This is a genomic window from Janthinobacterium lyxosi (assembly GCF_051380665.1).
Lineage (GTDB): Bacteria > Pseudomonadota > Gammaproteobacteria > Burkholderiales > Burkholderiaceae_D > Janthinobacterium.
In genome coordinates this window covers 1-25,206 of the sequence record NZ_JBNYXM010000006.1, presented here as the reverse complement: position 1 = coordinate 25,206, position 25,206 = coordinate 1, and the positions used below count along the sequence as shown (strand labels likewise).

The 25,206-nt window shown below is 61.3% G+C and carries 15 protein-coding genes, 1 tRNA gene and 1 pseudogene; 10 read left to right on the top strand and 7 right to left on the bottom strand.

Translation table 11 applies throughout. From position 1 onward, the window contains the following. Positions 1–2 precede the first annotated feature (2 nt). Together ACQ4WP_RS07575 and ACQ4WP_RS07570 are read left to right on the top strand one after the other, a co-directional pair. Positions 3–79, top strand: a tRNA-Asp gene (locus ACQ4WP_RS07575). Positions 80–501: 422 nt separating this feature from the next. Continuing rightward, positions 502–2,427, top strand: a complete 1,926-nt coding sequence (locus tag ACQ4WP_RS07570) for a SurA N-terminal domain-containing protein (RefSeq protein WP_436519404.1) — start codon at positions 502–504, stop codon at positions 2,425–2,427. Between the two features lie 67 nt (positions 2,428–2,494). Here ACQ4WP_RS07570 and ACQ4WP_RS07565 read toward each other — a convergent pair whose 3' ends face one another. Continuing rightward, the gene (locus ACQ4WP_RS07565; protein ID WP_436519403.1) at positions 2,495–3,184 is read right to left on the bottom strand and encodes an arylesterase; all 690 of its coding nucleotides are present in this window, start codon (positions 3,182–3,184) and stop codon (positions 2,495–2,497) included. On the opposite strand from ACQ4WP_RS07565, the gene ACQ4WP_RS07560 reads away from it, so the two are divergent. Continuing rightward, entirely contained in the window at positions 3,183–3,935 is a 753-nt protein-coding gene (locus ACQ4WP_RS07560) for an ABC transporter ATP-binding protein (RefSeq protein ID WP_436519402.1), read from the top strand. The genes ACQ4WP_RS07565 and ACQ4WP_RS07560 overlap by 2 nt on opposite strands. Before the next feature lie 8 nt (positions 3,936–3,943). On the opposite strand, the gene ACQ4WP_RS07555 is transcribed toward ACQ4WP_RS07560, so the two are convergent. Then, a complete protein-coding gene (locus ACQ4WP_RS07555; protein ID WP_436519401.1) occupies positions 3,944–5,485 on the bottom strand; it encodes an NAD(P)H-hydrate dehydratase in 1,542 nt (513 codons plus the stop codon). Positions 5,486–5,617: 132 nt separating this feature from the next. On the opposite strand from ACQ4WP_RS07555, the gene ACQ4WP_RS07550 reads away from it, so the two are divergent. Then, complete coding sequence (locus tag ACQ4WP_RS07550) at positions 5,618–9,202, top strand: hydantoinase B/oxoprolinase family protein (RefSeq protein ID WP_436519400.1); 3,585 nt, start codon at positions 5,618–5,620, stop codon at positions 9,200–9,202. On the opposite strand, the gene ACQ4WP_RS07545 is transcribed toward ACQ4WP_RS07550, so the two are convergent. Then, positions 9,184–10,137 carry an AraC family transcriptional regulator gene (locus tag ACQ4WP_RS07545; RefSeq protein ID WP_436519399.1) on the bottom strand — a complete coding sequence of 318 codons (954 nt, stop codon included), beginning with the start codon at positions 10,135–10,137 and terminating at the stop codon, positions 9,184–9,186. The genes ACQ4WP_RS07550 and ACQ4WP_RS07545 overlap by 19 nt on opposite strands. A gap of 177 nt (positions 10,138–10,314) precedes the next feature. On the opposite strand from ACQ4WP_RS07545, the gene ACQ4WP_RS07540 reads away from it, so the two are divergent. The 3 genes from ACQ4WP_RS07540 to ACQ4WP_RS07530 all read left to right on the top strand — a co-directional run bounded on the left by ACQ4WP_RS07540 (position 10,315) and on the right by ACQ4WP_RS07530 (position 14,749). After that, complete coding sequence (locus ACQ4WP_RS07540) at positions 10,315–11,361, top strand: NAD(P)-dependent alcohol dehydrogenase (RefSeq protein WP_436519398.1); 1,047 nt, start codon at positions 10,315–10,317, stop codon at positions 11,359–11,361. 308 nt (positions 11,362–11,669) lie between these two features. Then, a complete protein-coding gene (locus tag ACQ4WP_RS07535; RefSeq protein WP_436519397.1) occupies positions 11,670–14,096 on the top strand; it encodes a membrane-bound PQQ-dependent dehydrogenase, glucose/quinate/shikimate family in 2,427 nt (808 codons plus the stop codon). Positions 14,097–14,107: 11 nt separating this feature from the next. Then, positions 14,108–14,749, top strand: a complete 642-nt coding sequence (locus ACQ4WP_RS07530) for a TetR/AcrR family transcriptional regulator (RefSeq protein ID WP_436519396.1) — start codon at positions 14,108–14,110, stop codon at positions 14,747–14,749. A 262-nt stretch (positions 14,750–15,011) separates the two neighbouring features. On the opposite strand, the gene ACQ4WP_RS07525 is transcribed toward ACQ4WP_RS07530, so the two are convergent. The 3 genes from ACQ4WP_RS07525 to ACQ4WP_RS07515 all read right to left on the bottom strand — a co-directional run bounded on the left by ACQ4WP_RS07525 (position 15,012) and on the right by ACQ4WP_RS07515 (position 18,257). Then, positions 15,012–15,389, bottom strand: a complete 378-nt coding sequence (locus tag ACQ4WP_RS07525; protein ID WP_436519395.1) for a hypothetical protein — start codon at positions 15,387–15,389, stop codon at positions 15,012–15,014. A gap of 157 nt (positions 15,390–15,546) precedes the next feature. After that, entirely contained in the window at positions 15,547–16,083 is a 537-nt protein-coding gene (locus ACQ4WP_RS07520) for a GNAT family N-acetyltransferase (RefSeq protein ID WP_436519633.1), read from the bottom strand. A gap of 548 nt (positions 16,084–16,631) precedes the next feature. Continuing rightward, on the bottom strand, positions 16,632–18,257 hold the full coding sequence (locus tag ACQ4WP_RS07515; RefSeq protein ID WP_436519394.1) for a response regulator: 1,626 nt from the start codon (positions 18,255–18,257) through the stop codon (positions 16,632–16,634). A 351-nt stretch (positions 18,258–18,608) separates the two neighbouring features. Between ACQ4WP_RS07515 and ACQ4WP_RS07510 the strand changes: the two genes are divergently transcribed. Together ACQ4WP_RS07510 and purL are read left to right on the top strand one after the other, a co-directional pair. Further along, positions 18,609–19,673, top strand: coding sequence for a GGDEF domain-containing protein (locus ACQ4WP_RS07510; RefSeq protein ID WP_436519393.1), 1,065 nt, complete (start codon positions 18,609–18,611; stop codon positions 19,671–19,673). Positions 19,674–19,866: 193 nt separating this feature from the next. After that, a complete protein-coding gene (gene purL, locus ACQ4WP_RS07505) occupies positions 19,867–23,916 on the top strand; it encodes a phosphoribosylformylglycinamidine synthase (protein WP_436519392.1) in 4,050 nt (1,349 codons plus the stop codon). Between the two features lie 152 nt (positions 23,917–24,068). On the opposite strand, the gene ACQ4WP_RS07500 is transcribed toward purL, so the two are convergent. Further along, the gene (locus tag ACQ4WP_RS07500) at positions 24,069–24,998 is read right to left on the bottom strand and encodes a toll/interleukin-1 receptor domain-containing protein (RefSeq protein ID WP_436519391.1); all 930 of its coding nucleotides are present in this window, start codon (positions 24,996–24,998) and stop codon (positions 24,069–24,071) included. Positions 24,999–25,106: 108 nt separating this feature from the next. On the opposite strand from ACQ4WP_RS07500, the pseudogene ACQ4WP_RS07495 reads away from it, so the two are divergent. Next, positions 25,107–25,206, top strand: a pseudogene (locus ACQ4WP_RS07495) (IS481 family transposase); the annotation flags it as partial.

The following is a 25,206-nucleotide window of genomic DNA, read 5'->3' as shown; positions in this document are numbered from 1 at the left end:
AAGGAGTGGTAGTTCAGTTGGTTAGAATACCGGCCTGTCACGTCGGGGGTCGCGGGTTCGAGTCCCGTCCGCTCCGCCAGAATATAGAAACCCGCGCTGCTGAATAAGTAGCGCGGGTTTTTCTTTTATGCGCCCGATTATCTCTACGCGCTTCCATTTTGAAATTCCCGCCTGCCGTTTTGAATCAAACGCAGGGCCATTTAAATCCGCTTTAAGCTTCACCGGGTTTAATGTCGAGGCTGGCGCTCTGCCGGCATGGCGGCGCGGCGCGCGGCACCGGGGCAGGGCGCGTGCCCTGATTTACTCTTGCTATAGCGCTATGGGCATTGTAGAATCAGGAGATAATGGCTTGGGCGTCAGAATCCTGCTTTAGTTCCAGCGCCAAGTTGTTGAATCTAAAGGGGAAGTGGACATATGTCCCGTCCATTCCGCCGCAGAAATCAAGGCGAACGCATGTTCGCCTTTTTTTATAGTGATCCACTCATCCCGAATTGGCTGACCATGTTTGAATTTATTCGTACCCATCGACGCTTGATGCAGTTTCTCTTGATGCTGGTCATCGTCCCGTCTTTTGCACTGGTCGGTATCAGCGGCTACCAAAGCTTCGGCGACGGCGCGAACACCATCGCCAAGGTCGGCGACCAGGTGGTCACGCAGCAGCAATATGAAGAAGCGCAACGCCAGCAGATCGACCGCTACCGCCAGATGATGGGCGAGCAGTTCGACCAGAAAATGTTTGATACGCCGGAAGCGCGCCAGAGCATCCTCGACAACCTGATCGCCGAGCGCGCCGTGGCCGCCGAAGTGGGCCGTAGCCACCTGGTCATCAGCGATGCCGTGCTGCAAAAGGAAGTGCTGGAAATCCCGGGCTTGACCTTGCCAGACGGTAAATTCGACCTGGAACGCTACAAGTCCATGCTGGCCGCGCAAGGCATGACGCCGCAGATGTACGATGCGCGCCGCCGCAGCGATATGGCCCTGCAGCAACTGGCCGGCGCCGTGCAAGGCACCGCCTTCGCACCGAGCAGCGTCTCCAAGCGCCTGTCCGACATCACCTCGGAAGAGCGTGAAGTACAGGAACTGCTGTTGCCGATCGCCCAGTACGTGCCGGAAGTTAAAGTGACGGACGCCATGATCAAGGCTTTCTATGACAAGAACGGCAAGTTCTTCGAGATCCCGGAACAAGCCAAGATCGAATACGTCGTGCTGGACGACAGCGCTGCCGGCGAGCAAGTCGACGTCAGCGACGCCGACGTGACCGGCTACTACGCGAAGAACCAGAAAGCCTACACGACGGAAGAAGCGCGCCAGGCCAGCCACATCCTGGTGGCCGTCAAGAAAGACGCCTCGGCCGCCGACAAGGCAGCCGCCAAGGCCAAGGCTGAAGCCATCCTGGCTGACGTGCGCAAGACGCCTGCCAGCTTTGCCGCCGTGGCCAAGGCCAAGTCGGAAGACCCGGCCTCCGCGGAACAGGGCGGCGACCTGGGCGTGATCGGCAAGGATGGCTTGCCTACGCCATTGCTGAGCGCGGTAAGCAAGCTCAAGCAAGGCGAAATCAGCGATGTCGTCGCTTCCGATTTTGGCTATCACATTCTGACCGTCACCTCGCTCAAGCCGCAGCACGTCAAGGCGCTTGATGAAGTGCGCGGCGAAATCACGGCCGACCTGCGCAAGCAATTTGCTGCCAAGAAATACTCGGAAATGGCTGAAACGTTCACCAACACAGTCTACGAGCAATCGGACAGCCTGAAACCGGTGGCTGACAAGCTGAAGCTGAAAGTGGAAAGCGTCGCCAACCTGTCGCGCACGCCGTCGCCAGCATTGGGCAAGGCACCGTTCAACAATGCCAAGTTCCTGACCGCCATCTTCTCGAACGATTCCTTGAAGGACAAGCGCAACACGGAAGCCGTGACCGTTGCGCCGAACGTGCTGATCGCCGGCCGCGTGGTGGAATTCAAGCCAGCCTCGAAGCGTCCGCTGGCCGAAGTCGAAGCGATGATCCGTCAGCGCGTGACCCTGGAAGAAGCGGAAAAGCTGGCCAAGAAAGCGGGCGAAACCAAGCTGGCCGCCTTGAAGGCCTCGGGTGATGCGAGCGGTTTCGGCGCAGCACAATGGGTCTCGCGCAGCAAGCTCGACGGCATCAACCGTGCCGCCATCGCGCAAGTCATGAAAGCCGACACGAGCAAGCTGCCGGCCTATGTAGGTGTGGACCTGCCAGCCCTGGGCTACGGCATCTACCGTATCGCCAAGGTGCAGCAGCCGGCGGAGGTGGACGCAGCGCGCCGCCAGCAAGAGAAAGACCAGATCAGCGGCATCCTGGCACAGCAGGAAATGTTCGATTACGTCGAGTACCTGAAATCCAAGGCCAAGGTGAAGATCGTCAAACCGGTCACCGCCCCAGTCGCCGCAGCGCCGGAAGCACCATAATCAGTTTTAGCTCATAAAAATAGCCGCTCCCAGAGCGGCTATTTTTTTGTCTGCAGCATGTGCAGGCTTACTTGGCTTTCAGCAACGGCGCCAGTTGCGGCCAGATGTTTTTCAGGATGGTGGGATGGGCTAACGCATTCGGATGCATGCGGTCGGCCTGGAACAGCTGCGGCTGGTCGGCGATGCCTTCGAACATGAAGGGCACCAGCGGCGCCTTCCATTCCTTGGCCAGCTTGCCGTATACGCCATAAAACTGCTCGCCGTAGGCGCGGCCATAGTTGGGCGGCATGCGCATGCCCACCAGCACCACTTGTGCACCCGATTTCCTGGCCGCGTCGCCCATGGCGCGCAGATTCGCTTCGGCGGCCGCCACGGGCAAGCCGCGCAAACCGTCGTTGGCGCCCAGTTCGATCAGCACGACGTCGGGCTGGTGCTTCGCCAGCAGGGCGGGCAGGCGCGCGCGGCCGCCGCTGGTGGTCTCGCCGCTGATGCTGGCGTTGACGATGCGCGTCTCGTTCTTTTGCGCTGCCAGACGCTGTTCCAGCAGCGCCACCCAGCCCGTGCCCCGTGCCAGCCCATACTCGGCCGAGAGACTGTCGCCGAGCACCAGCAGCGTTTTTGGTGCAGAATAGGCGTTCGCCATGCCGGATACCAGCAGCAGGGCTGCCGCAGGAAGCAAGGATAGCGTGCGCCGCCGCATGCGGCTGCTGCCCTTGACACTTATTTGTTCACGAAATTTTTTAAGATAGATCAGCATGCCCGAATTCCCTAAAGCGACTTCCACCAGTTTTCTTCCGTCAGAATTAGCGGCCCAGCGGCCCGCCGCACCCAACAGCCAAAATGCCCAGCCGGCCATCGAAGTGGTCCAGCTGGCCAAGCGCGTACCCGATGCCGATGGTGAGCTGACCATCCTGCATCAAGTCGATTTTACCGTGCAAACGGCCGAGACGTTGGCCATCGTCGGCGCCTCCGGTTCCGGCAAGTCGACTTTGCTGGGCTTGCTGGCCGGCCTGGACACGCCCAGCGAGGGCAAGGTCATCCTCGACGGCACCGATATCTTCGCCCTCGACGAAGACGGCCGCGCCGGTTTCCGCAAGGAAAAGCTGGGTTTCGTGTTCCAGTCGTTCCAGCTGCTGACGCATCTGACGGCACTGGAAAACGTCATGCTGCCACTGGAATTGCGTGGCGACCCGGACGCGAAAGAGAAGGCGCAAGCCATGCTGGGCAGAGTCAAGCTGGGCAGCCGTCTGAAACACTATCCGAAATACCTATCCGGCGGCGAGCAGCAGCGCGTGGCCCTGGCGCGCGCGTTCGTGACGGAGCCGCCGCTGCTGTTCGCCGACGAGCCGACGGGCAGCCTGGACGCCGCCACCGGGGAGGCCGTGATCCAGCTGATGTTCGAGCTGAACCGCGAACGCGGGTCGACCCTGGTGCTGGTCACGCACGACAGTTCGATCGCGGCCCGTTGCGGGCGCACCATCACGATCTCCGCTGGACGTTTGATCTAGCGCAGTGATTACGCCGACAAGGCATTGATCAGCTTGCGGATGGCCGGGATTAATTCCCCCGCCGTCAAGCCAATGGGACCTTCGCCCGAGGCCACCAGCGCATCGGCCGCCGCGCCGTGCAGCCAGACGGCGCCGATGGCCGCTTCCCATTCCGGCCAGCCCTGCGCCAGCAGGCTGCCGCACAGGCCGGACAGCACGTCGCCCGTGCCGGCCGTCGCCAGCGCGGGGCCGCCCGTGTTGTTGATGACGACCTGGCCATCTGGCGCGGCGATCACCGTGCCGGAACCTTTTAATACCACGATGACGCCCAGCTGCGTGGCCAGCTGGCGCGCCGCGCCCAGGCGGTCGGCCTGTACTTCGGTCACCGTCAGGTCGAGCAGGCGTGCCGCTTCCAGAGGATGGGGCGTCAAGATCGTCGCCCCCGCGCCCGCACGCGTGGCCAGCGCCGACTGCAGTTCCGGCTCGGCCGCCATCAGGTTCAGGGCATCGGCGTCCAGCAGCAGCGGGCTGTCGCTCTCAAACGTCCGCTGCAGCAGCTCCACCGTATCGACGTCGTTGCCGAGGCCGGGACCGGCCACCAGCGCGGCCAGGTTCAGGCCAGAGAAATCCACGTCCTGCGCGCGGCGGCACATCAGTTCCGGCTGGCCGCTGTCAAACGCGGGCGGCGCATCGGGAAACGCGATATACACTCGTCCCGCGCCCGCATGCAGGGCCGTGCGCGCCGCCAGGATGGGCGCGCCCGCCATGCCTTGCGCACCGCCGATGATGGCGACGCTGCCGTAGCTGCCCTTGTGTGTGTTCTGGCGTCGTGCTTGCAGCTGGCGGGCGAACAGGTGCAGGCCGCCCAGCTGGGCCCTGGCTGGCGGTAGCAGGGAAGGGGCGATGGCCAGCGCCGCCACTTCCACTGCACCCGCATGGTCGCGGCCATTTGCCGTGTGCAGGCCCGGCTTGTCGCCGATGAAGGTGAGCGTATGCGTGGCGCGGATGGCGACGCCGTCGATGGCGCCCGTGTCCGCATGCAGGCCGCTGGGCACGTCGAGCGCCAGCACTGTGCAATCGAGGTTGTTGACCAGCTGCGCCATTTCACGGCATTCACCGTCCAGCGGGCGCGACGCGCCGATGCCGAACAGGCCATCGATGACGAGGTGCCATGGTGCCGCGCCCACTGCGGCCGAGGCCATGGAGGTCGTCGCGTCCATGAAACGGGCGGCGCTGTTGCGGGCGCGGCTCAGGGCCTGTTCGCGTTCGGGCGACGTGGCTTGCGCCTCGGGCGCCAGCCATACGAGCACCTCGGTGCCGCTGCCGGCCAGGTGCGCGGCTGCTTCCAGCGCATCGCCGCCGTTGTCGCCAGGGCCGGCCAGCACCAGTACGCGCCGGTGGCCCGCGTCGCCGTCTTCCGTGGGGTGCAGCAGCTTCAGGGCGGCACTGGCGGCGGCCTGGCCCGCGCGCTGCATCAGCAGCCCTTGCGGCAGGTCGCGCATGGCGGCTTGTTCGATGGCGCGCAGTTCGGCGATGGCGTACAGCGGTGTTGCAGAGTCGATCAGGGGCATGGAGCGTGTTCCGTTAGTCAGCATGCCTTTAACATAAGGCCGAACCGGGTGAAAGGCAAGGTGCGCACGCCTGAAACGCGCCCCTGTTTGGCGGCTACAATAGCCATCTCACATAAGTACGGGGGCAGGACGATGGACTGGCAATTCTGGATCGACCGGGGCGGCACCTTTACGGATATCGTGGCGCGCCGTCCAGACGGCAGCCTGGCCACGCACAAGCTGCTGTCGGAAAACCCGGGCCAGTACCGCGATGCGGCGCTGGCGGGCATGCGCCAGCTGATGGGCCTTGCGCCTGGCGCGCTGCTGCCCGTCGAACTGGTGGGTGCCATCAAGATGGGTACGACGGTCGCGACCAATGCGCTGCTCGAACGCAAGGGCGAGCCCACCGTGCTGGCCATCACGCGTGGTTTTCGCGACGCCTTGCGCATCGCCTACCAGAACCGCCCGCAGCTGTTCGCGCGCCAGATCATCTTGCCGGAACTGCTGTACGGCGATGTGATCGAGATCGATGAAAGAGTGGGCGCCCATGGTGACGTCGTGAGCCCGCTCGATGAAGCCGCCGCGCGCGCCGCGCTGGAACAGGTCTATGCGCGCGGCGTGCGCGCTATCGCCATCGTGCTGATGCACGGCTACCGCTACCGCGCGCACGAGGCGCGGGTGGCGCAGCTGGCGCGCGAGGCGGGATTTACCCAAGTGTCCGTCTCGCACGAGGTCAGCCCCATGATGAAACTGGTGGCGCGTGGCGACACCACGGTGGTCGATGCCTATCTGTCACCGATTTTGCGCCGCTACGTCGACCAGTTGGCGGCCGAGCTGTCCGGCGTGCACCTGCAATTCATGCAGTCGAACGGCGGCTTGACGGATGCGCGCGCCTTCCAGGGCAAGGACAGCATTTTATCCGGTCCCGCCGGCGGCATCGTCGGCATGGTGCGCGCCAGCGCGCTGGCCGGTTTCGATAAAGTCATCGGCTTCGACATGGGCGGCACCTCGACGGACGTGTCGCATTACGCGGGCCAATTCGAGCGCGTGTTCGAGACGCAGATCGCCGGCGTGCGCGTGCGCGCGCCCATGATGAGCATCCACACGGTGGCGGCCGGCGGCGGCTCCATTCTGCACTTCGACGGCGCCCGCTACAAGGTGGGGCCGGACAGCGCGGGCGCCAATCCCGGCCCCGCCAGCTACCGGCGCGGCGGCCCGCTGGCCGTCACCGACTGCAACGTCATGCTGGGCAAGCTGCAGCCGGCCTTCTTCCCCCGCGTCTTTGGCCCCGACGCCAACGAAGCGCTGGACGTGGCCACCGTGCGCGCCCAGTTCGCGGCGCTGGCGCGCACCGTGAACTCCACTCCGGAAGAGGTGGCCGAAGGCTATATCGCCATCGCCGTGGGCAATATGGCCAACGCCATCAAGCAGATTTCCGTGCAGCGCGGCCACGACGTCACGGAATACACCCTGACCAGCTTTGGCGGTGCGGGCGGCCAGCACGCCTGCCTGGTGGCCGATGCGCTGGGCATGCGCACGGTGTTCATCCACAGCCTGGCGGGCGTGATGTCGGCCTACGGCATGGGCCTGGCCGACCAGAGCGCCATGCGCGAACAGGCCATCGAGGCGGCACTGGGCGTAAATCTGGCGCGTGATTTCGCGGCGCTGGGCGAGCTGGCGCGGGGCGACTTGCTGCGCCAGGGAGTGGAAGGGGAACGCATCGCGCTGGTGTCGCGCGTGCACCTGCGCTATGAGGGCACGGATTCGGCCCTCGTCGTGCTGTTCGATACGGTAACGAGCATGCAGGCGCAGTTTGAGGCAGCATATAAAAAACGCTTTTCCTTTTTGATGCCGGCGCGCGCCTTGATCGTCGAAGCCATTTCCGTGGAAGCCATCGGCGCGTCCGATGCGCCGCAAGTGGCTGCGCCGGCCTATGCGGCGCGCGCAGGCGCGCTGGCGCCCCTGCAGACGGTGGCCATGTATTGCGCCGGTGCGTGGTGCGACAGCGGCCTGTATGGGGCGGACAGCCTGCGCCCCGGCGATACGATAGACGGCCCGGCCATCGTCAGCGACGCCAATGCCACCACCGTGATCGAACCGGGCTGGCGCGCCGACGTCACGGCGCATGGCCATTTGATCTTGCGCAGGGTCGCCGCCTTGCCCGAGCGGCGCGCCAAGGGTTTGCCAACAGCGACTCAAGCCGACCCCGTGATGCTGGAAATTTTCAATAACCTGTTCATGTCGATAGCCGAACAAATGGGACTGCGGCTGCAAAATACGGCCCATTCCGTCAACATCAAGGAGCGGCTCGACTTCAGCTGCGCCATCTTCGATGCGCAAGGCCAGTTGATCGCGAATGCGCCGCACATGCCCGTGCACCTGGGCTCCATGGGCGAGAGCATCCGCACCGTCATGACGCGCAATGCGGGCGCCATGCGGCCGGGCGACGTCTACATGCTGAACGACCCCTATCACGGCGGCACGCACTTGCCCGACGTGACGGTGATCTCGCCTGTGTTTGACGAAGCGGGCGACGCCATCCTGTTCTATGTCGGCTCGCGTGGCCACCATGCGGACATCGGCGGCACCACGCCCGGTTCCATGCCACCCGACTCCACCCGCATCGAGGAAGAGGGTGTGTTGATCGACAATTTCAAGCTGGTCGACGGCGCCACGGGAAGGCTGGCGGAAGACGAGACCCTGGCCCTGCTGGCGGGCGCCAGCTACCCGGCCCGCAATCCGCGGCAAAACCTGGCCGACCTGCGCGCCCAGGTAGCGGCCAACCAGAAGGGGGGCGAAGAATTGCATAACATGGTCGCGCATTTCGGCTTGCCCGCCGTGCAAGCTTACATGGGCCACGTGCAGGACAACGCCGAAGAAGCCGTGCGCAGGGTCATCACCACCCTGAAGGATGGCAGCTACGTGCTGGACCTGGACAACGGCGCGCAAATCAAGGTGGCGATCAAGGTCGACGTGGTTGCACGCAGCGCCACCATCGACTTTACGGGGACCTCAAGCCAACTGCCGAACAATTTCAATGCGCCGTCCGCCGTCTGCATGGCGGCCGTGCTGTACGTGTTCCGCACCCTGGTCGACGACGATATTCCGCTCAACGCGGGCTGCCTGAAGCCTTTGACCGTGATCATCCCGTGCGGCTCCATGCTCAACCCGCAATACCCTGCCTCCGTCGTCTCGGGCAATGTAGAAACCTCGACCTGCATCACCAACGCCTTGTATGGCGCGCTGGGGGCGATGGCTGCCTCGCAGGGGACGATGAACAATTTCACGTTCGGCAGCGCCAAATACCAGTATTACGAGACGATATCAGGCGGCTCTGGCGCCGGCCCCGGTTTTAACGGCACGGACGTGGTGCAGACGAACATGACCAATTCGCGCCTGACGGACCCGGAAATCCTCGAGTGGCGTTTCCCCGTGCGCCTCGACAGCTACAGCATCCGCGCCGGTTCGGGTGGGGCAGGGCGCTGGCACGGCGGCAATGGCGGCGTGCGCCGGGTGCGCTTTTTGGAAGCGATGACGGCGGCGATCCTGTCGAACAACCGGATTGTTGCGCCGTTCGGCATGGACGGCGGCGAGGCGGGCGCGCTGGGGCGCAATTACGTGGAGCGGGCTGACGGCACGGTGGAGCACCTGGCGCATATCGGCAAGACAGGCATGCAGGCGGGCGACGTGTTCGTAATCGAGACGCCGGGCGGTGGCGGTTACGGCAAGATGGAATAGACCATGTCAGCACTGGCACTGGCGCCGCTGAGCTGCGCGCGCACCTGGCCCACGTCGCGCATGGGCGCGCGGCCGAACTGGCGGCTGTATTCGCGGCTGAACTGCGATTCGCTGGCGTAGCCCACGCGGTAGCCGGCCGTGCCCGCGTCGATTTGCTCGACCAGCATCAATCGCCGCGCTTCCTGCAGGCGCAGCAGCTTCTGGTACTGCAACGGCGTCATGGCGGTAATCGCCTTGAAGTGGTGGTGCAGCGACGACATGCTCATGTTCGCCATGCCGGCCAGCTGCTCGATACGCAGCGGCTCGCAATAATTGTGCTTGATCCAGTCGATCGCTTGCCCCACCTGGTGCGACTGGCTGCTGGCCAGCGCCATGTGGCGCAGGCGCGCGCCGACGGGGCCGTTCAGCAGGCGGTAGGTCAGCTCGCGGCGGATCAAGGGCGCCAGCGTGGCGATTTCCCCCGGTTTGTCGAGCAGGCGCACGAGGCGCAGCATGGCGTCGAGCAGCTCGTCCGACACGTCGCTGACGGAAATGCCGCGCGTGGCGGGGAGGATTTTCTGCTGCGCCGCGCTTTCGCCGACACTTTCGCTATCGAGCAGCGCCGCCACATCGGCGATGTCGATGCCCAGCACCACGCACAGGTGCGGCTTGTCCACGCTCGCTTCGGCCACGCACACCTGCACCGGCAGGTCGACGGAGGTCAGTAGATACTGCATGCGGCTGTAATGGAAGGTTTCGCTGCCCAGAGTGACGTCCTTCGCTCCTTGCGCGATGATGGCCACGCTGGGGCGCGCCGCATGAAACAGCGATTCGGTGACTGAAGACTGGCGGTGGAAGGTGAGGTTGCCGATGGCAGTCGTGTAGTCGCCATTGCGCGGCGCGTGGCGGCTGATCAGGGTGGCGATTTCATCTTGCGGGAGGATCTGTGTGGACATGGGGCGAGTATGTGTCAGGCGAGGAAGGGCAGGGCTTGATCTTACGCAGATTTGGAGGATCGTGCAAAGGTCTTGCAGGATCGCGGTAACAGCGGGCGGGCTTCTCAGGCACACTTGTGCAATCGCATGCACGGCACGCGTCCCCCTCGTCACACACCTATAGATACAGGAGTTTTCATGACCACCATCGCCAAAGGCTACGCCGCACTGGGCCCTACCTCCGCACTGCAACCGTTTACGTTCGAGCGCCGCGCCCCGCGCGAAGACGACGTGGCCATCTCGATCAAATACTGTGGCGTGTGCCATTCCGACATCCACCAGGCGCGCGACGAATGGGGCGGCGCCGCCTTCCCCATGGTGCCCGGCCATGAAATCGCCGGCGTCGTCACGGCCGTCGGCGCTGGAGTTACCAAGTTCAAGGTGGGCGACCATGTGGGCGTGGGCTGCTTCGTCGATTCCTGCACCACCTGCAAGACGCGCAACGTGGACCTGGAACAGTACATGCCAGGTCTGATCCAGACCTACAACGGCGTCGAAGCGGATGGCAAGACGGCCACGCAGGGCGGCTACTCGGACAGCATCGTCGTCAAGGAAGGCTATGTGCTGTCGATTCCCGACAACCTGCCGCTGGACGCCGCCGCGCCGCTGCTGTGCGCCGGCATCACCCTGTATTCGCCGCTGAACCACTGGAAGGCCGGCCCTGGCAAGCAAGTCGCCATCCTGGGCATGGGTGGCCTGGGCCACATGGGCGTCAAGATTGCCCACGCCATGGGCGCCGAAGTGACGGTGCTGAGCCAGACCCTGTCGAAGCGCGAGGACGGGCTGCGCCTGGGCGCCGACCATTACCATGCCACCAACGACGCGGAAACCTTCAGCAAACTGGCCGGCACCTTTGACCTGATCATCTGCACCGTGGGCGCGTCCATCGACTGGAACCAGTACATCAACCTGCTGAAGGTTGATGGCAGCATGGTCATCGTCGGCATCCCCGACGGCGCCGTGCCGCCGATCAGCGCCTTCGGCCTGGTGGGCGCGCGCCGCAGCCTGTCCGGCTCCATGATCGGCTCGATCAAGGAAACCCAGGAAATGCTGGATTTCTGCGGCAAGCACAATATCGTGTCCGACATCGAAATCATCCGCATCCAGGACATCAATGAGGCGTTTGAACGCGTCGTCAAAAGCGATGTACGCTATCGCTTCGTCATCGATATGGCCTCTTTGTAACACCCGAGAAAACGCCCAGGGCGTTGTTGCTCCGCCTCGCCGTACTATTCGTACTGTCTTCGGCGGGGCGCCTAGCCCTGGGCGTTTTCGGGCGTTCCAGGAACGCTACCAGAAGAGCCAGGACCGGATTCGGTTCGCCGAACTTTCTCCATCCCCACCAAAAATCAAGCTCTTTTATCAATTTTTCTTTCCTTACGTCAAAAATCGGCATAAAATGAAACCGTACAGTACAGTTTCAATACGTAGATTTAAAAAATCAGCCATCCCCGGCGTGTTGGCCTGGGCAGGGGAGGCGTCATGGATAAAAAATGGACACTTCAACTAAGAATGGAGCGGCGGCGATCCCGGCGGTCTTCAGGGGCCAGCGGCTTGCCCTGACGGTTTTTGGCATTTTCCTCGGATTTTCCGGCCTCGCCCTGGCGGCGGGCGGCATCGAACTGGTTACCCTTGGCGGTTCCTGGTACTACCTGCTGGCCGGTCTCGGCCTGATATTGTCCGGCGTGCTGTATCTGCGCCGCAAACCACTGGCCAGCGCCATTATCGCCGTGCTGGTTCTCGCTACCGTGATCTGGGCCGTGTGGGAAATCGGCTTCGCCTTCTGGCCCATGGTGCCGCGCCTGGCGCCGTTCCTCGTTATCGGCCTGGTGGCCGCCTTGCTGCATCCGTTGCTGGCAGGCCGTGGTCACAGTGGCCAGTCGCGCGGTTTCGCCGCCCTGTTTGCCGTCGTGCTGGTAGCCGGTTTCGCTGCCATGTTCAAGCCGCATGGCGTGACGGACGCCATGGTGCAGCCGCAGCAGGATGCGGTGACGGCCATTAATGACGGCAGCGCCAACTGGGCGCATTATGGCTATGGGCCGAAAGGCACGCGCTTTGCGCCGTACACGCAAATCGACAAGGCCAATGTCGACCAGTTGCAAATGGCGTGGAGCTACCGCACGGGCGAGGTGGCCGAAGGCGCGTCCGAATCGCAGAACACGCCGCTGCAGATCGGCGACACCATCTATACGTGCACGCCGACCAGCAAGGTCATCGCGCTGGACGCGGACACGGGCAAAGAGCGCTGGAGCTTCGATCCCAAGCCGGCCAGCACGAAGACATGGAACCGCTGCCGCGGCGTAGGCTACTACGAACCGGCCAAGGTGACAAAGCCGTTCCGTTTTGAGGGCATGCAGGCGGCCAGCGCACCGGTGGCGGGCGTGTGCGCCAAACGCATCGTGCAAGTGACCATGGATGCGCGCCTGATCGAGATCGACGCGCAGACGGGCAAGCAGTGCGAGGGTTTTGGCGACAAGGGCTCCGTCGACCTGACCGTCGGCCTGGGCAAGGTCAAGATGAACGTACCGTACTACGCCTACACGTCGGCGCCCACGGTGGCGCGCAACCTGATCATCCTCGGTGGCTGGGTGTTTGACGGCCGCTCCACCGATGAACCATCTGGCGTCGTGCGCGCCTACAGCGCCGACACGGGGGAACTGGTGTGGGCCTGGGACCTGGGCAATCCGGCCATCACCAGGCTGCCGCCGGAAGGGCAGACCTACACGCGCAGTACACCGAACATGTGGTCTACGCCCGCGTTCGACGATGAGCTGGGTCTGGTGTACCTGCCGACGGGGAACGAGCAACCCGACTTCTGGGGCGGCAAGCGTCCGCCGCTGACAGAAAAATATGCGTCGGCCATCGTCGCCCTCGACATGGCCACGGGCCGCGAGCGCTGGACGTATCAAACCGTCCACCACGATATCTGGGATTACGACGTGGCCGCGCAGCCGGTCCTGTATGACGTCCCGGACGGCAAGGGCGGCAAGATCCCTGCGCTGGTGCAGCTGACCAAGCGTGGCCAGATCTTCATGCTGGACCGCCGCACGGGAAAACCCATTGCCGACGTGGTGGAAAAACCCGTGCCGCAAGAGCACGCGGCCGGCGACTGGGTGTCGAAGACGCAGCCATATTCCACCGGCATGCCGGCCTTGGGTGCGGAGACCCTGACGGAACGCGACATGTGGGGCGCCACCTTCTTCGACCAGCTGGCTTGCCGCATCAGCTTCCGCAAGCTCAATTACCAGGGCGAGTTCACGGCGCCAAGCACAAAAGAGACGCTGATCTATCCGGGCTACTACGGCGGCTTCAACTGGGGCGGCGCGGCCGTCGATGAAAGCAATGGCTATATGTTCGTCAACGACATCCGCATGCCGCAAGTGGTCAAGCTGGTGCCGCGTGAGACGGTGGACGTTGCCAAGCTGACGTCGGGCCACGGCGTGGGCAGCACCTATCCGATGGATGGCACGCCGTTCGTCATCAACCACAAGGCCTTCAATTCACCGCTGGGCATTCCCTGCCAAAGCCCGCCGTGGGGCGTGTTTGCCGCCATCGACCTGAAAACGCGAACGAAAGTGTGGGAGCGTCCTGCCGGCACGGTGCAGGACGCCGTCATCAACGGCGTGCGCGCGCGGTTGCCCATTCCGCTGGGCATGCCGACCCTGGGCGGCGGCATGAGCACGGCGTCGGGCCTGGTATTTTATGCGGGTACGCAGGATTACTATCTGCGCGCCATGGATATCGCCACCGGCCGTGAAGTGTGGAAGGCGCGCATGCCCGTCGGTTCGCAAGGCACGCCCATGACGTATGTGTCGCCCAAGTCGGGCCGCCAGTACGTCGTGGTGGTGGCGGGCGGCGCCCGCCAGAGTCCGGACCGGGGGGATTACGTGATAGCATACGCGCTTCCCAAGACACAGTAAGAGTTTGCTTCATGCCCCAGTTGCGCACCGTTCCAGCTTCTCCGAGTACCCGAAGCGAGGAGCGGCGCCGCAAGCTGCTGGTGGCGGCAGCGGATCTATTCCTTGCCTCCGGCTACGATGGCGTCAGCATGGACGCCATCGTAGCCGAGGCAGGCGGCTCGAAAGCCACTGCCTACCGCTACTTCGGCAGCAAGCAGGAGCTGCTGGTAGCGGTGGTCGAATACCTGTGCGCCGACTTCATCATCGCGCTGCGCCAGCTCGATACTTCGCAAGCGGGCCTGGAACAGGGCTTGCAGCTGATTCTCGATGAACTGGTGGCCGTCGTCACCAGCCCCCGCCACGTGGATTTCTACCGTCTCGTCGTCACGGGCGCGGCCGCCGTGCCGGCCGTGGGTCTCACGTGGTACGAACATGGCCCGCAAGTGTGGCATGCGCTGATCCTGCGCCTGCTGGAGCAGCAGCGCACCCAGGGCCGCATCGCGCCCGATAGCTCGTTTTCCAACCTGCCGCAGATCCTGTTCGACGCCGTGTTCTCGCACCTGACCACGCGCACCGTCATGCTGGGGCAGGGCGGCAGCGCCGCCACCTTCCGGCCATTGATTGCGGAGTTGATTGAACTGGTGGTGGCGAGGGTGGCGCGCAGGGCGGATTAAGCCCCAGGAGCGGCTGGCAAGCTTTCAACGTACGTCACTGAAACGTGGCCGAGCGCCTTTCGGCGACGATGTGCTGAAGGTGAACAGCGAAAAGGAAGCGGAGCCCACCAGGCAGCATTGCTTTAGCCATGGCATCAGTTCAGCTCACCATCCTGTCGCTGACCGTTGTGTCCGTCCGCTTGCGCGCCCAAGCGGTCATTGCCGGGTTGGATGGACTCGTTTTTGCGGGGTCGTATTGGTTCGGCAATGCGTTTACCCACCTCTAGCGCAAATTGTGTGCGGACTCGATCAGCGAGCTTAGTGGAACGCCCCACACCTTTTCGCCGGTAGGTCCATAAATGTCGAGAATATTATTTTCCCAACGCCCCAAGCTCGCGCCGGATTCATAAAGATTCACAAGGTCAGAGTACGGGTTCGAAAAATTCGCAACCCTTCTTGACCAGGCGTCGCGAGACGCAAGCGCTCGATCTAGCTGTGACTCGGAGTTTGGTACGGGTACGTCGCCTTCAGTGACGACCCAAGTTCCGAACAGGCCATACCGAGCACGACCGACTGATAAATCCGCAGCTAAGAACTTGGCAAAGGCACTCACAATCAGTCCGTATAAAGCTTCCATATCTATCTCATGAACTTGTTTCATTTGGCTGACTCTACTCATCGACTGTCGTAATGGTCATCGGCGACTGACGGCTTTTGGCCGGCTGCCGTCGCCGGTAGTTTTCGCGCCGAAGCAGATGTCTCGGAAAAACGGTTTCGGGGAAATGCGCCAGCATGTGTATCGCACGCACCATATGGTGCTATCGACAGCGTGCATACATCAGGGATGGTCGCGGCTCGGCACCAAGGTTGGGCAGTATAGTATGTCGCTCAAGCTGGCCCTCCCTGGCGAATCCACATTTTTGCAATGTACGTGCAGACGCATGATTCTCTGTATCACAAGTGGCCTGCACCCGAAAGCATTCAGGTAGTGCCAAGGCTGCGTTGCTAACGGCGTCGATAGCCTCCGACATGAGGCCAGCCCCCCAACTTGATCTCTGCAGTACATACCCAAGGTCGATAGTGTTTGAAAAGATGCGTGCTTCCAACATGCCAATGGGAATATCGTCGTTTTCGGTATGGACCAAAACATAAGGCCGGCTACGGCCGCTAGCCCATTCCTGAATACAGTACAAAATGAAATCGTTTGTTTCACCGACGAACTGATGGGGACGCCAGACCATATATTGAGCCACCTCGATGTCTTGGGCGTAGGCATCAAAAATGTGCATTGCATCGGCTTTACGGGGTTTCCGTAACGTCAATCTGAGTGTTTGCAATCGTTCTGGAAGCAACATAACCATGAATAGGGCCTTGCTTTTTTCTTAATTTATGGATCAGCGATCGTAGTAGTGAACGTCTGCTCCTGGCCGAAGTCAGCCCGCACCGCCTGCAATGACTAGCTTACTTGGCGGAGTTATTCCCACGGGTAGCAATGCGATAAAGCGTCACGCTGTAAGGCATTCGCGCGACTATCCTGGCTTTCGTCGCGACGGCGCCGAGAGTGGTTCCACGGCATCGCAAGCTGATCTGACCCGTATTACGTTCACACATTGCATCGGGACTGTCGAGGAAGTTGGTCTCGCTGAGACGAGGAAAAACAATCGTCATCCCGGTAGGCAGTTTCCCAATAGGTGGAACGACAAAAATCGTCAATTGGGTATAAATAACGATAAAGGTAGCAATCAAGATCGCTAATGGAACAATTGTTCGTTTGGTCACTTGGCAGGAAATGAAGGATTGTTGTTATTGCCCACAATACAACAATTTTCGACAACAATACTCTCCGAATGTCACAAGGGAAAACGCCGAAGTCCGCCCCGCCAGCCGAGGGGGCAGGCAGGAGTCAGGTAGCAATACCGTATTTGTGCTGCGTGGCAGCGTATTGCTGCTTGAGCGACTCCAGCTTCGGATGCTTGGGGTCGATCTTGCGGATCACTTGCATCTGGTGCTGCGCCTGTTCGGCCAGCGGGGCTTCCCAGCCCAGCATATTGAGCTGGCGCAAAATGGCATCGACGGAGGCGAACAGCACGGGCAGGTTGCCCGGGGTCTTGCGCAGGGCTTGGCGCAGCACGAAGACGGCACCCTTGAGCTCTCCGCTTTCCGACTTGCTGGCCGCATCCTGCATCAGTTCCTGCACCTGGTTGCTGATCTGCTGGCCCATGCCTTGCGCCAGATCATGGCGGCCAGCTTTTTCAAACACGTCCACGGCTGCTTCCATCGTCACGTCGCTGTCGGCTTCGTTGACGAGTTTCATCATGACGTCGGAGGCGGCCTGTTCCAGATTGTTTTTCAGGCAGCTTTGCACGAGGCCCACCTTCAGTTGCGTCGACAGACCGCGCGCCGTGTCCAGGGCGGCGGCGGCCAGCTGCAGTTCGCTGGCGGCGGCGATGTCATTGCCCGACAGTTCATGCAGCATGGCGGCCGAGATGGCGCGGCACGCTTCCACATTGGCGCCGCCCCGCAGCGAGCGCTCCATGTCGCGCAGCACGCCGCTGGCTTGCGGCCCATCGCCCTTCTTGACCAGCGTTTTCACCAGGTTGACGTGGTCTTCCGGGTCGCGGAATTCGGAGTACTTCGCTTTCGTGACTACCTGCTTGTAGGCCCGTTCGGCCGCGCCGATATCGCCCGTGTCAAACGCGATGCCGCCCAGGTGGCGCAAGCGGCGCACCATGTGCGGCGAGATGGCCACCGCGTCTTCGAGGATTTTCTTCGCCTGCATCTGCTGGCCCATGGCTTCATGGTTTTGCGCCAGCAGGTCGTAGGCGGCCATGAAGCGGGGATAGGTCTCCACCAGTTCCAGCAGCGCCTCCTGCGCATCTTCATGGCGCTGCTGTTCGAACAGCGTGCGCGCCAGGCCCAGATGGGCCCAGGCCATGGGCCGCAAGGCCAGCATGTCGGCGTACAGCTGTTCCGCTTCCTTCCATTCATCGAGGGCGATGTGCAGCTCGGCGCGCAGGCGGCTGAAATCGGCCGCCAGGCGCGGGTGCTGCAGTTCGGCCGCGCGGCAGCTTTTCACGGCTTCGCGCAAGTCGCACTTGTCGATCAGCTGATAGGTGGGCAGGAAAATGGCGCGCCGCTCGATGGCGCGCGCGATGCGTCCGCTCAGCACGTCGACTGTGAACGGTTTTAATATGTAGTCGGACGGCGTCAGTTCGGCCGCGCTGATCACCTTGCTGTGGATGGCTTCGGAGGTCAGCATGATGAAGATCGTCCACAGGCCGATCAGCTTGTGATGGCGCAAGTCTTCCAGCAATTGCTGGCCATCCTGGCCGTCCGTGCCACTACCAAGATCGTATTCGCACAGGATGATGTCGAACGGTTTCTTCGTCAGCAAGCGGATGGCCGTGCCGGAATTGACGGCATATTCCACCTTGGTGATGGCCGCCTGGTTCAGCATATTGTGCAGATTGCCCCGCATGCTGGGGTTCGGGTCGACGATCAGGACAGATAAGTCGCTAGTTTCTGGCATGGTTCAGCTCTCGTTCATCTGTTCGGTCATTTGCGGGAACTCTTCTTATAGGTATCTGCCTGGCAGTATTGTTTTTTATCAGCATACTGCAAAGCCGCCCGACACTGCCAGCAAAATGCATGCAATCGGGCGCGCTGCGCGAGGGCAAGGACGCCCGGCGCCGTCCAACGTTGTATTTCATGCCACGCCGGCCCCTTGCGGCGGTGCCGGCACCTGTTTTTTTGACCATTTCTTGACTAGCGTGATAGTATTTTAAAAATGCAACACTTGTTGCATGCCGCGCCATGTCGCGGCAAGGCATGCGCAAGGCTTTACCGGGCGCTTTATCCCTCTCTGGTGTCGATACCCGTCATGCGCGTACCTGATCTGTCTACCTTGCGGCGCGTTGCCGTTCCCCTTGCATTTGGCGGCAACAGCGAACAGCAGCATACCTATTTTGCGGAGCTGCACCGGGTCGGCATGGTCACGCAGCTGCTGGGCATCATTGCCTACAGCATGACCTGGCTGCTGATGCCAGATCCCTATCATCCGAACCTGGCGCACGCCGTGCTGGCGCTGCTGGGCATGTTGACGAGCCTGGTGGTGCGCTACCGCTGCACCACCTTGCCGGTGCTGACCATTACCGGTGCCTGCGCCGTGCTGGCCCTGACCTTCGGCCTGCGCACCATGGCCGACGCCGTCCAGCACGCCAGCTTCTGGGTCTTGCCCGTGGGCGTCTTCATGACCCTGGCGATTGCCTCCATCTTCAATGGCGGTCTCAGCTACCTTGCTGTGGTGGCGGGCGTGTGGTGGAACGTGGGTCACGGCCTGTATCCCGTGAACGCGGGTTTGCCCGACCAGTCCTGGGCGCCATTGATGATTGCCGTCAGCGTACTGTTCGGGCTGGCGCTGAATGTCAGCTTCAGCTTATTGCGTTTGCGAAACTATCACTCCAAGGTGGAATTGACGCGGCTGGCCTTCCAGGACAGCCTGACGGGTCTGAATAACCGCCGCATGTTCACGCAGCGCGCGCAGCAGATGCATGGCGCGGCCCACGGCGGCATGCTGCATTTCCTGATGATCGATATCGACGATTTCAAGATCATCAACGACCAGCAGGGCCACGATGCGGGCGACGAGGTACTGATGCGCACGGCCGCCATCATTGCGGACAAGGCGCAAGGCCATTTGTGCGGACGCCTGGGCGGCGAGGAATTCGGCGTCGTCTATGCGGGTGACCACGAGGACGCGCGCGCCTTTGCCGGCGCCCTGGTCGAGGCTGTCAGCCAGGCTTTCCATGCCGCACAGTTTGTTTCGATCAGCGTGGGCGTGGCAGAGCTTGACCGGGGCAAGGAGCTGGGCCACAGCTACCGGCTGGCCGACGAGGCGCTGTACCTGGCCAAGCGGCAAGGCAAGAACCGCTATGTGATCGCTTGATGCTTGCCTGAGGGTGTTGTTGCCGTGTCAAAAACTGCCGCTTTGCGGGGCAAAAGGGTGGCAAAGCCCCAAGTTCCGGTCATAAGGCAGGGGTAAAACGGGTATAATGCGCGCAAAGGAAATTTGCCGTACGAAAGATATTGTCATACCTACCTTTAACCCGCAGCCACGCTGCATCAACCACCTTCCAATCATGTTGATACTGCCGGGTTCCAATGCCCTGTCCCATTTCCGTAGCCACCGTCTGTTAAGCCAAATGCAAGCCGTCTCGCCTGCGATTGTTGCCGTACAAGCACGTTATGTCCATTTCATCGATGCCAGCGCGCCTCTCACCAACGACGACAGCACGCGCCTTGGCGCCTTGCTGACGTACGGCGAGCCGGCCCACGCTGACAATACGGAAGGCGTTGCCGAAGAATTCTTCGTCATCCCCCGTTTCGGCACGATTTCGCCGTGGGCCTCGAAAGCCACCGACATCGCGCACAACTGCGGCATGGCGCACATCAAGCGCGTCGAACGCGGCATCGCTTTCCGCATCAACCTGAAATCGGGCATCCTGGGCAGCGCCATCGGCGCCGGCAAATTGACTGAGTCGCAGTTGAACTCTGTGGCCGACCTGCTGCACGACCGCATGACGGAATCCGTGCTGCGCAGCGCAGACGACGCCAAGGACTTGTTCCGCACCCTGGAAGCGCGTCCGCTCGAATCGATCGACTTGCTGGGGCAGGGCAAGCGCGCGCTGGAAACGGCGAACACGGAACTGGGCCTGGCGATGTCGGAAGACGAAATCGACTACCTGGACGCCGCCTTCACCAAGGCCGGTCGCAACCCGACGGACGTGGAACTGATGATGTTCGCTCAGGCGAACAGCGAGCATTGCCGCCACAAGATCTTCAACGCCGACTGGACCATCGACGGCGTGGCGCAGCCCAAGTCCTTGTTCGGCATGATCAAGAACACGCACGAACTGCAGCCGAAGGGCACCGTTGTCGCCTACAGCGACAATTCCTCGATCATGGAAGGCGCCACCGTGTCGCGCTTCTACCCGCGCGGTGCCAGCCACGAATATGCGGCGTCGACGGAACTGACGCACACCCTGATGAAGGTGGAAACGCATAACCACCCGACGGCGATTTCTCCATTCCCAGGCGCCTCCACGGGCGCGGGCGGCGAGATCCGCGACGAAGGCGCAACCGGTCGCGGCGCCAAGCCAAAAGCTGGCCTGACGGGTTTTACGGTATCGAACCTGTCCCTGCCAGACGCCGTGCGCAGCTGGGAAACGGCCGCTTCCGTGACGGCGCCATTGGCATCGCGCACTGATGCAGATCAATACGGCAAGCCGGAACGCATCGCTTCGCCATTGCAAATCATGATGGAAGGCCCATTGGGCGGCGCCGCGTTCTCGAACGAATTCGGCCGTCCTGTATTGGGCGGCTATTTCCGCACGTATGAGCAGAACGTCGGCGCGAAAGAAGCGGGCGCCCCTGACGCCGTGTTTGGCTACCACAAGCCGATCATGATCGCTGGCGGCATCGGCAATATCTCGGCGCAGCACACGCACAAGAACGACATCCCCGTCGGCAGCCTGCTGGTGCAGCTGGGTGGTCCGGGCATGCGCATCGGCATGGGCGGCAGCGCTGCCTCGTCGATGACCACCGGCAGCAATACGGCCGACCTGGACTTCGATTCCGTCCAGCGCGGCAATCCGGAAATGGAACGCCGCGCCCAGGAAGTCATCAACGCCTGCTGGCAAATGGGCGCGGACAATCCGATCATCTCCATCCACGACGTGGGTGCGGGCGGCCTGTCGAACGCTTTCCCGGAAATCACCAACGACGCCAAGCGCGGTGCGATTTTCGACCTGCGCAAGATCCCGCTGGAAGAATCGGGCATGGCGCCGAAGGAAATCTGGAGCAATGAGTCGCAGGAACGCTACGTTCTCGCCATCGCGCCGGAAAGCCTGCCCCTGTTCAAAGCCATGTGCGAACGCGAACGCTGCCTGTTCGCCGCCGTGGGCGTGGCCACTGAAGAGCGTCAACTGAAACTGATCGACCCGGAACTGGGCAACGAACCGGTCGACATGCCGATGGACGTCTTGCTGGGCAAGCCGCCTAAGATGCAGCGCGACGTGGTCCACGTGGCCAACGATTTCCCGGCGATTGACCTGACGGGCATGGACCTGGTGGACGTGGCGCAAAAAGTGCTGCTGCTGCCTACCGTGGCCGACAAATCCTTCCTGATCACCATCGGCGACCGCAGCGTGGGCGGCATGACCGTGCGCGACCAGATGGTGGGACCATGGCAAGTGCCGGTGGCCGATTGCGCCGTCACCACCATGAGCTTTGAAGGTTATCTGGGCGAAGCGATGGCCATGGGCGAACGCACGCCGCTGGCCGTCATCGATGCCGCCGCCTCGGGCCGCATGGCCGTGGGCGAAGCCGTCACCAACATCGCCGCCGCAGCGATTTCCGACATTTCCGACATCAAACTGTCCGCCAACTGGATGGCCGCCTGCGGCCAGCCTGGCCAGGACGCGGCCCTGTACGACACGGTGAAAGCCATCGGCATGGACCTGTGCCCCGCTCTGGGTATCAGCATCCCCGTCGGCAAGGATTCGCTGTCGATGCGCACGACGTGGAAAGACGAGAGCACGGGCGCGGCGAAATCCGTCACGTCGCCGGTCTCGCTGATCGTATCCTCGTTCGCGCCAGTCACCGACGTGCGCAAGTCGCTCACGCCGCAAATGAAAACGGACAAGGGCGACACGTCGCTCATCTTGATCGACCTGGGCCGCGGCAAGAACCGCCTGGGCGCTTCCGCCCTGGCGCAAGTCATGGGCCAGCTGGGCAATGAAACACCGGACGTGGACAGCGCGGAAGACCTGAAAGGCTTCTTCGCCGCCATCCAGAAATTGAACAGCGACGACAAGCTGCTGGCCTACCATGACCGTTCGGACGGCGGCCTGTACGCCACCCTGACGGAAATGGCCTTCGCCGGCCACACAGGCATGTCCGTCAACCTGGACATGCTGACCATGGAAGGCGAGCACTCGAGCGACTGGGGCGACGCCAAGAACTGGACGGGCCAGGTGGCGGAACGCCGCAACGAACTGACCCTGCGCGCCTTGTTCAGCGAAGAGCTGGGCGCCGTCATCCAGGTGCGCGCGGAAGAAAAGTCGCTCGTCATGGACGTGCTGCGCACCTTCAACCTGGGCGCCTGCAGCCATATCATCGGCAAATTGAACGACCGCGACGTGATCGAATTCACGCGCGACGCCAAGCTGATTTACACCCAGCCGCGTGCAGCCCTGCACCGCCTGTGGAGCGAAACGAGCTGGCGCATCGCCCGCTTGCGCGATAATCCGGCCTGCGCGGACGCCGAATACGACCGCCTGCTGGATGTGCAAGACCCGGGCATGTCGCCGATCGTCACCTTTGACCAGAACGAGAACATCGCCGCGCCATTCATCGCCACCGGCGTGCGTCCACGCGTCGCCATCCTGCGCGAGCAGGGCGTCAACTCGCACATCGAGACGGCTTACGTGATGCACCAGGCAGGCTTCACCGCTGTCGACGTGCACATGAGCGACCTGATTGCGGGCAGAGTCAAGCTGGACGACTTGCAGGGCGTCATCGCTGTGGGCGGCTTCTCGTACGGCGACGTGCTGGGCGCGGGCGAAGGCTGGGCGAAAACCATCCTGTTCAACGCCAGCCTGGCGGAACAGTTCGCGCGCTTCTTCAACCGCACGGACAGCTTCGGCCTGGGTATCTGCAACGGCTGCCAGATGATGAGCAATTTGAAATCCATCATCCCCGGCGCCCACGCCTGGCCCAAGTTCACGCGCAACAAGTCGGAGAAATTCGAAGGCCGCTTTGCCATGGTCGAAGTGATGGCATCCCCGTCGATCTTCTTCAACGGCATGGCCGGCACCCAGGCCGGCATCGCCATCGCCCACGGCGAAGGCTACGCCGACTTCTCGCAAACGGGCGACATCACCCAAGTCACCAAAGCCATGCGCTTCGTCGACAACAAGGGCGCGGCAACGGAAGCGTACCCATACAACCCGAACGGCTCGCCGGAAGGCATCACCTCCGTGACCACGCCAGACGGCCGCTTCACGGTGCTGATGCCGCATGCAGAACGCGTCTTCCGTTCGGTGCAGCAGTCTTACCATCCTGAAGCATGGGGCGAGGATTCGCCGTGGATGCGCATGTTCAGGAATGCTCGGAAGTTTGTGGGGTAATTAGTTCGCTTGCAGGGCAGCGCTGGAGTTCAAGGCGCGGCTGCTGGGGGGGATGAGAAAGCCGCTGTCGAGAGACAGCGGCTTTTTAGTATCGATCAATTCGATGAGTTAATTGAATTTATTGAGAAAAGTATATTTTTTGTATTGCTTCTTTAGTAAATATCTTTTTCAATTAATGTACGTAAAAAGTATGGGAGTTCTCGGCCCATCATCCATACATCCTTGTCCGGAAAGTACACATCTCTCATCATTGAATTTTCAAAGGTGAAGCTGACTAGCTGTGAGAATTTTTCTATTGCTCTTTCTCTTTTGTCTCTTGATAAGGTTGGCATGCGAAGGTTTTTTACGGTTTCCATTCCTGAATCATAAAGCCAAGGAAAATCCTCTTTCAATAAGCTTATTGCAATTTGAAAACCAGTAAATTTATCAAGGAATGAATGGTTGTTGTTCAGTAGTTCCTCAAAGAGCATGGGATGAAATCTTCGATTTTTCCTTATTCTACGAGGTTCTCCATCAAAATCTATTCGTTTCGCCACTTTTTCTACAGCCATTCTTATGGATTCCACTTCCTTAGTGAATTCTCCATCGGGATTTCTTAAGAGTTTTTGATTGCTTCTTGTTAAATCCAATATTTCTTCTAGTATTTTCCCTGTCGTATCAATGATTTCTTCTTTCTCTTCATTGAATGACGATTCTATGTTGCTTTTGTGTAGGGAATTAAGTTGTTCCTCAAGTGTTGGATACCAAACGGAGAATGCTTTTTCTAACCTTTCTTCGCTTAGATTTTCTGCAGCGCATGCTCTATTTAAAGAAGATATTAGTTTTCTAATATCTTCTTTTTCGAAAATTGTTGATTGGAATTGCAAAATCGGGCCGCTGACTTCTGACCGCTTTATGTCGAATAAAAAAGGGCTGACAGAAGCCTTTTCCATTGTTTTTGATAGCGCACCAGCTTCAAACGTTAACCAAGGAGCATGTACATTCTCTTTGGTTACACATAATATTCCGAAGCTAGAATCCTCTAGTTCTTGAGCGATGTCAGTGCTCCATCTTGCGCCTTTGTCAATATCTTCAGAGGACACGTAAGTGTCTGGAGTCGTGTGATTATGTACCCTTTCGTAGCTGGCCGCTATTCAAAGCCAGACACGTTTTGCGTACACTGTTGCACAACCTTAATCAGCCGCCATCTCATGACTCAAGCCCTGCATAGCCGCGCCAGGACCACGCACCTGATCCGGGAAGAAATCAAGAATTCCACCTTGTCCCAGGCCGAGCTGGCCAGGCTGTACA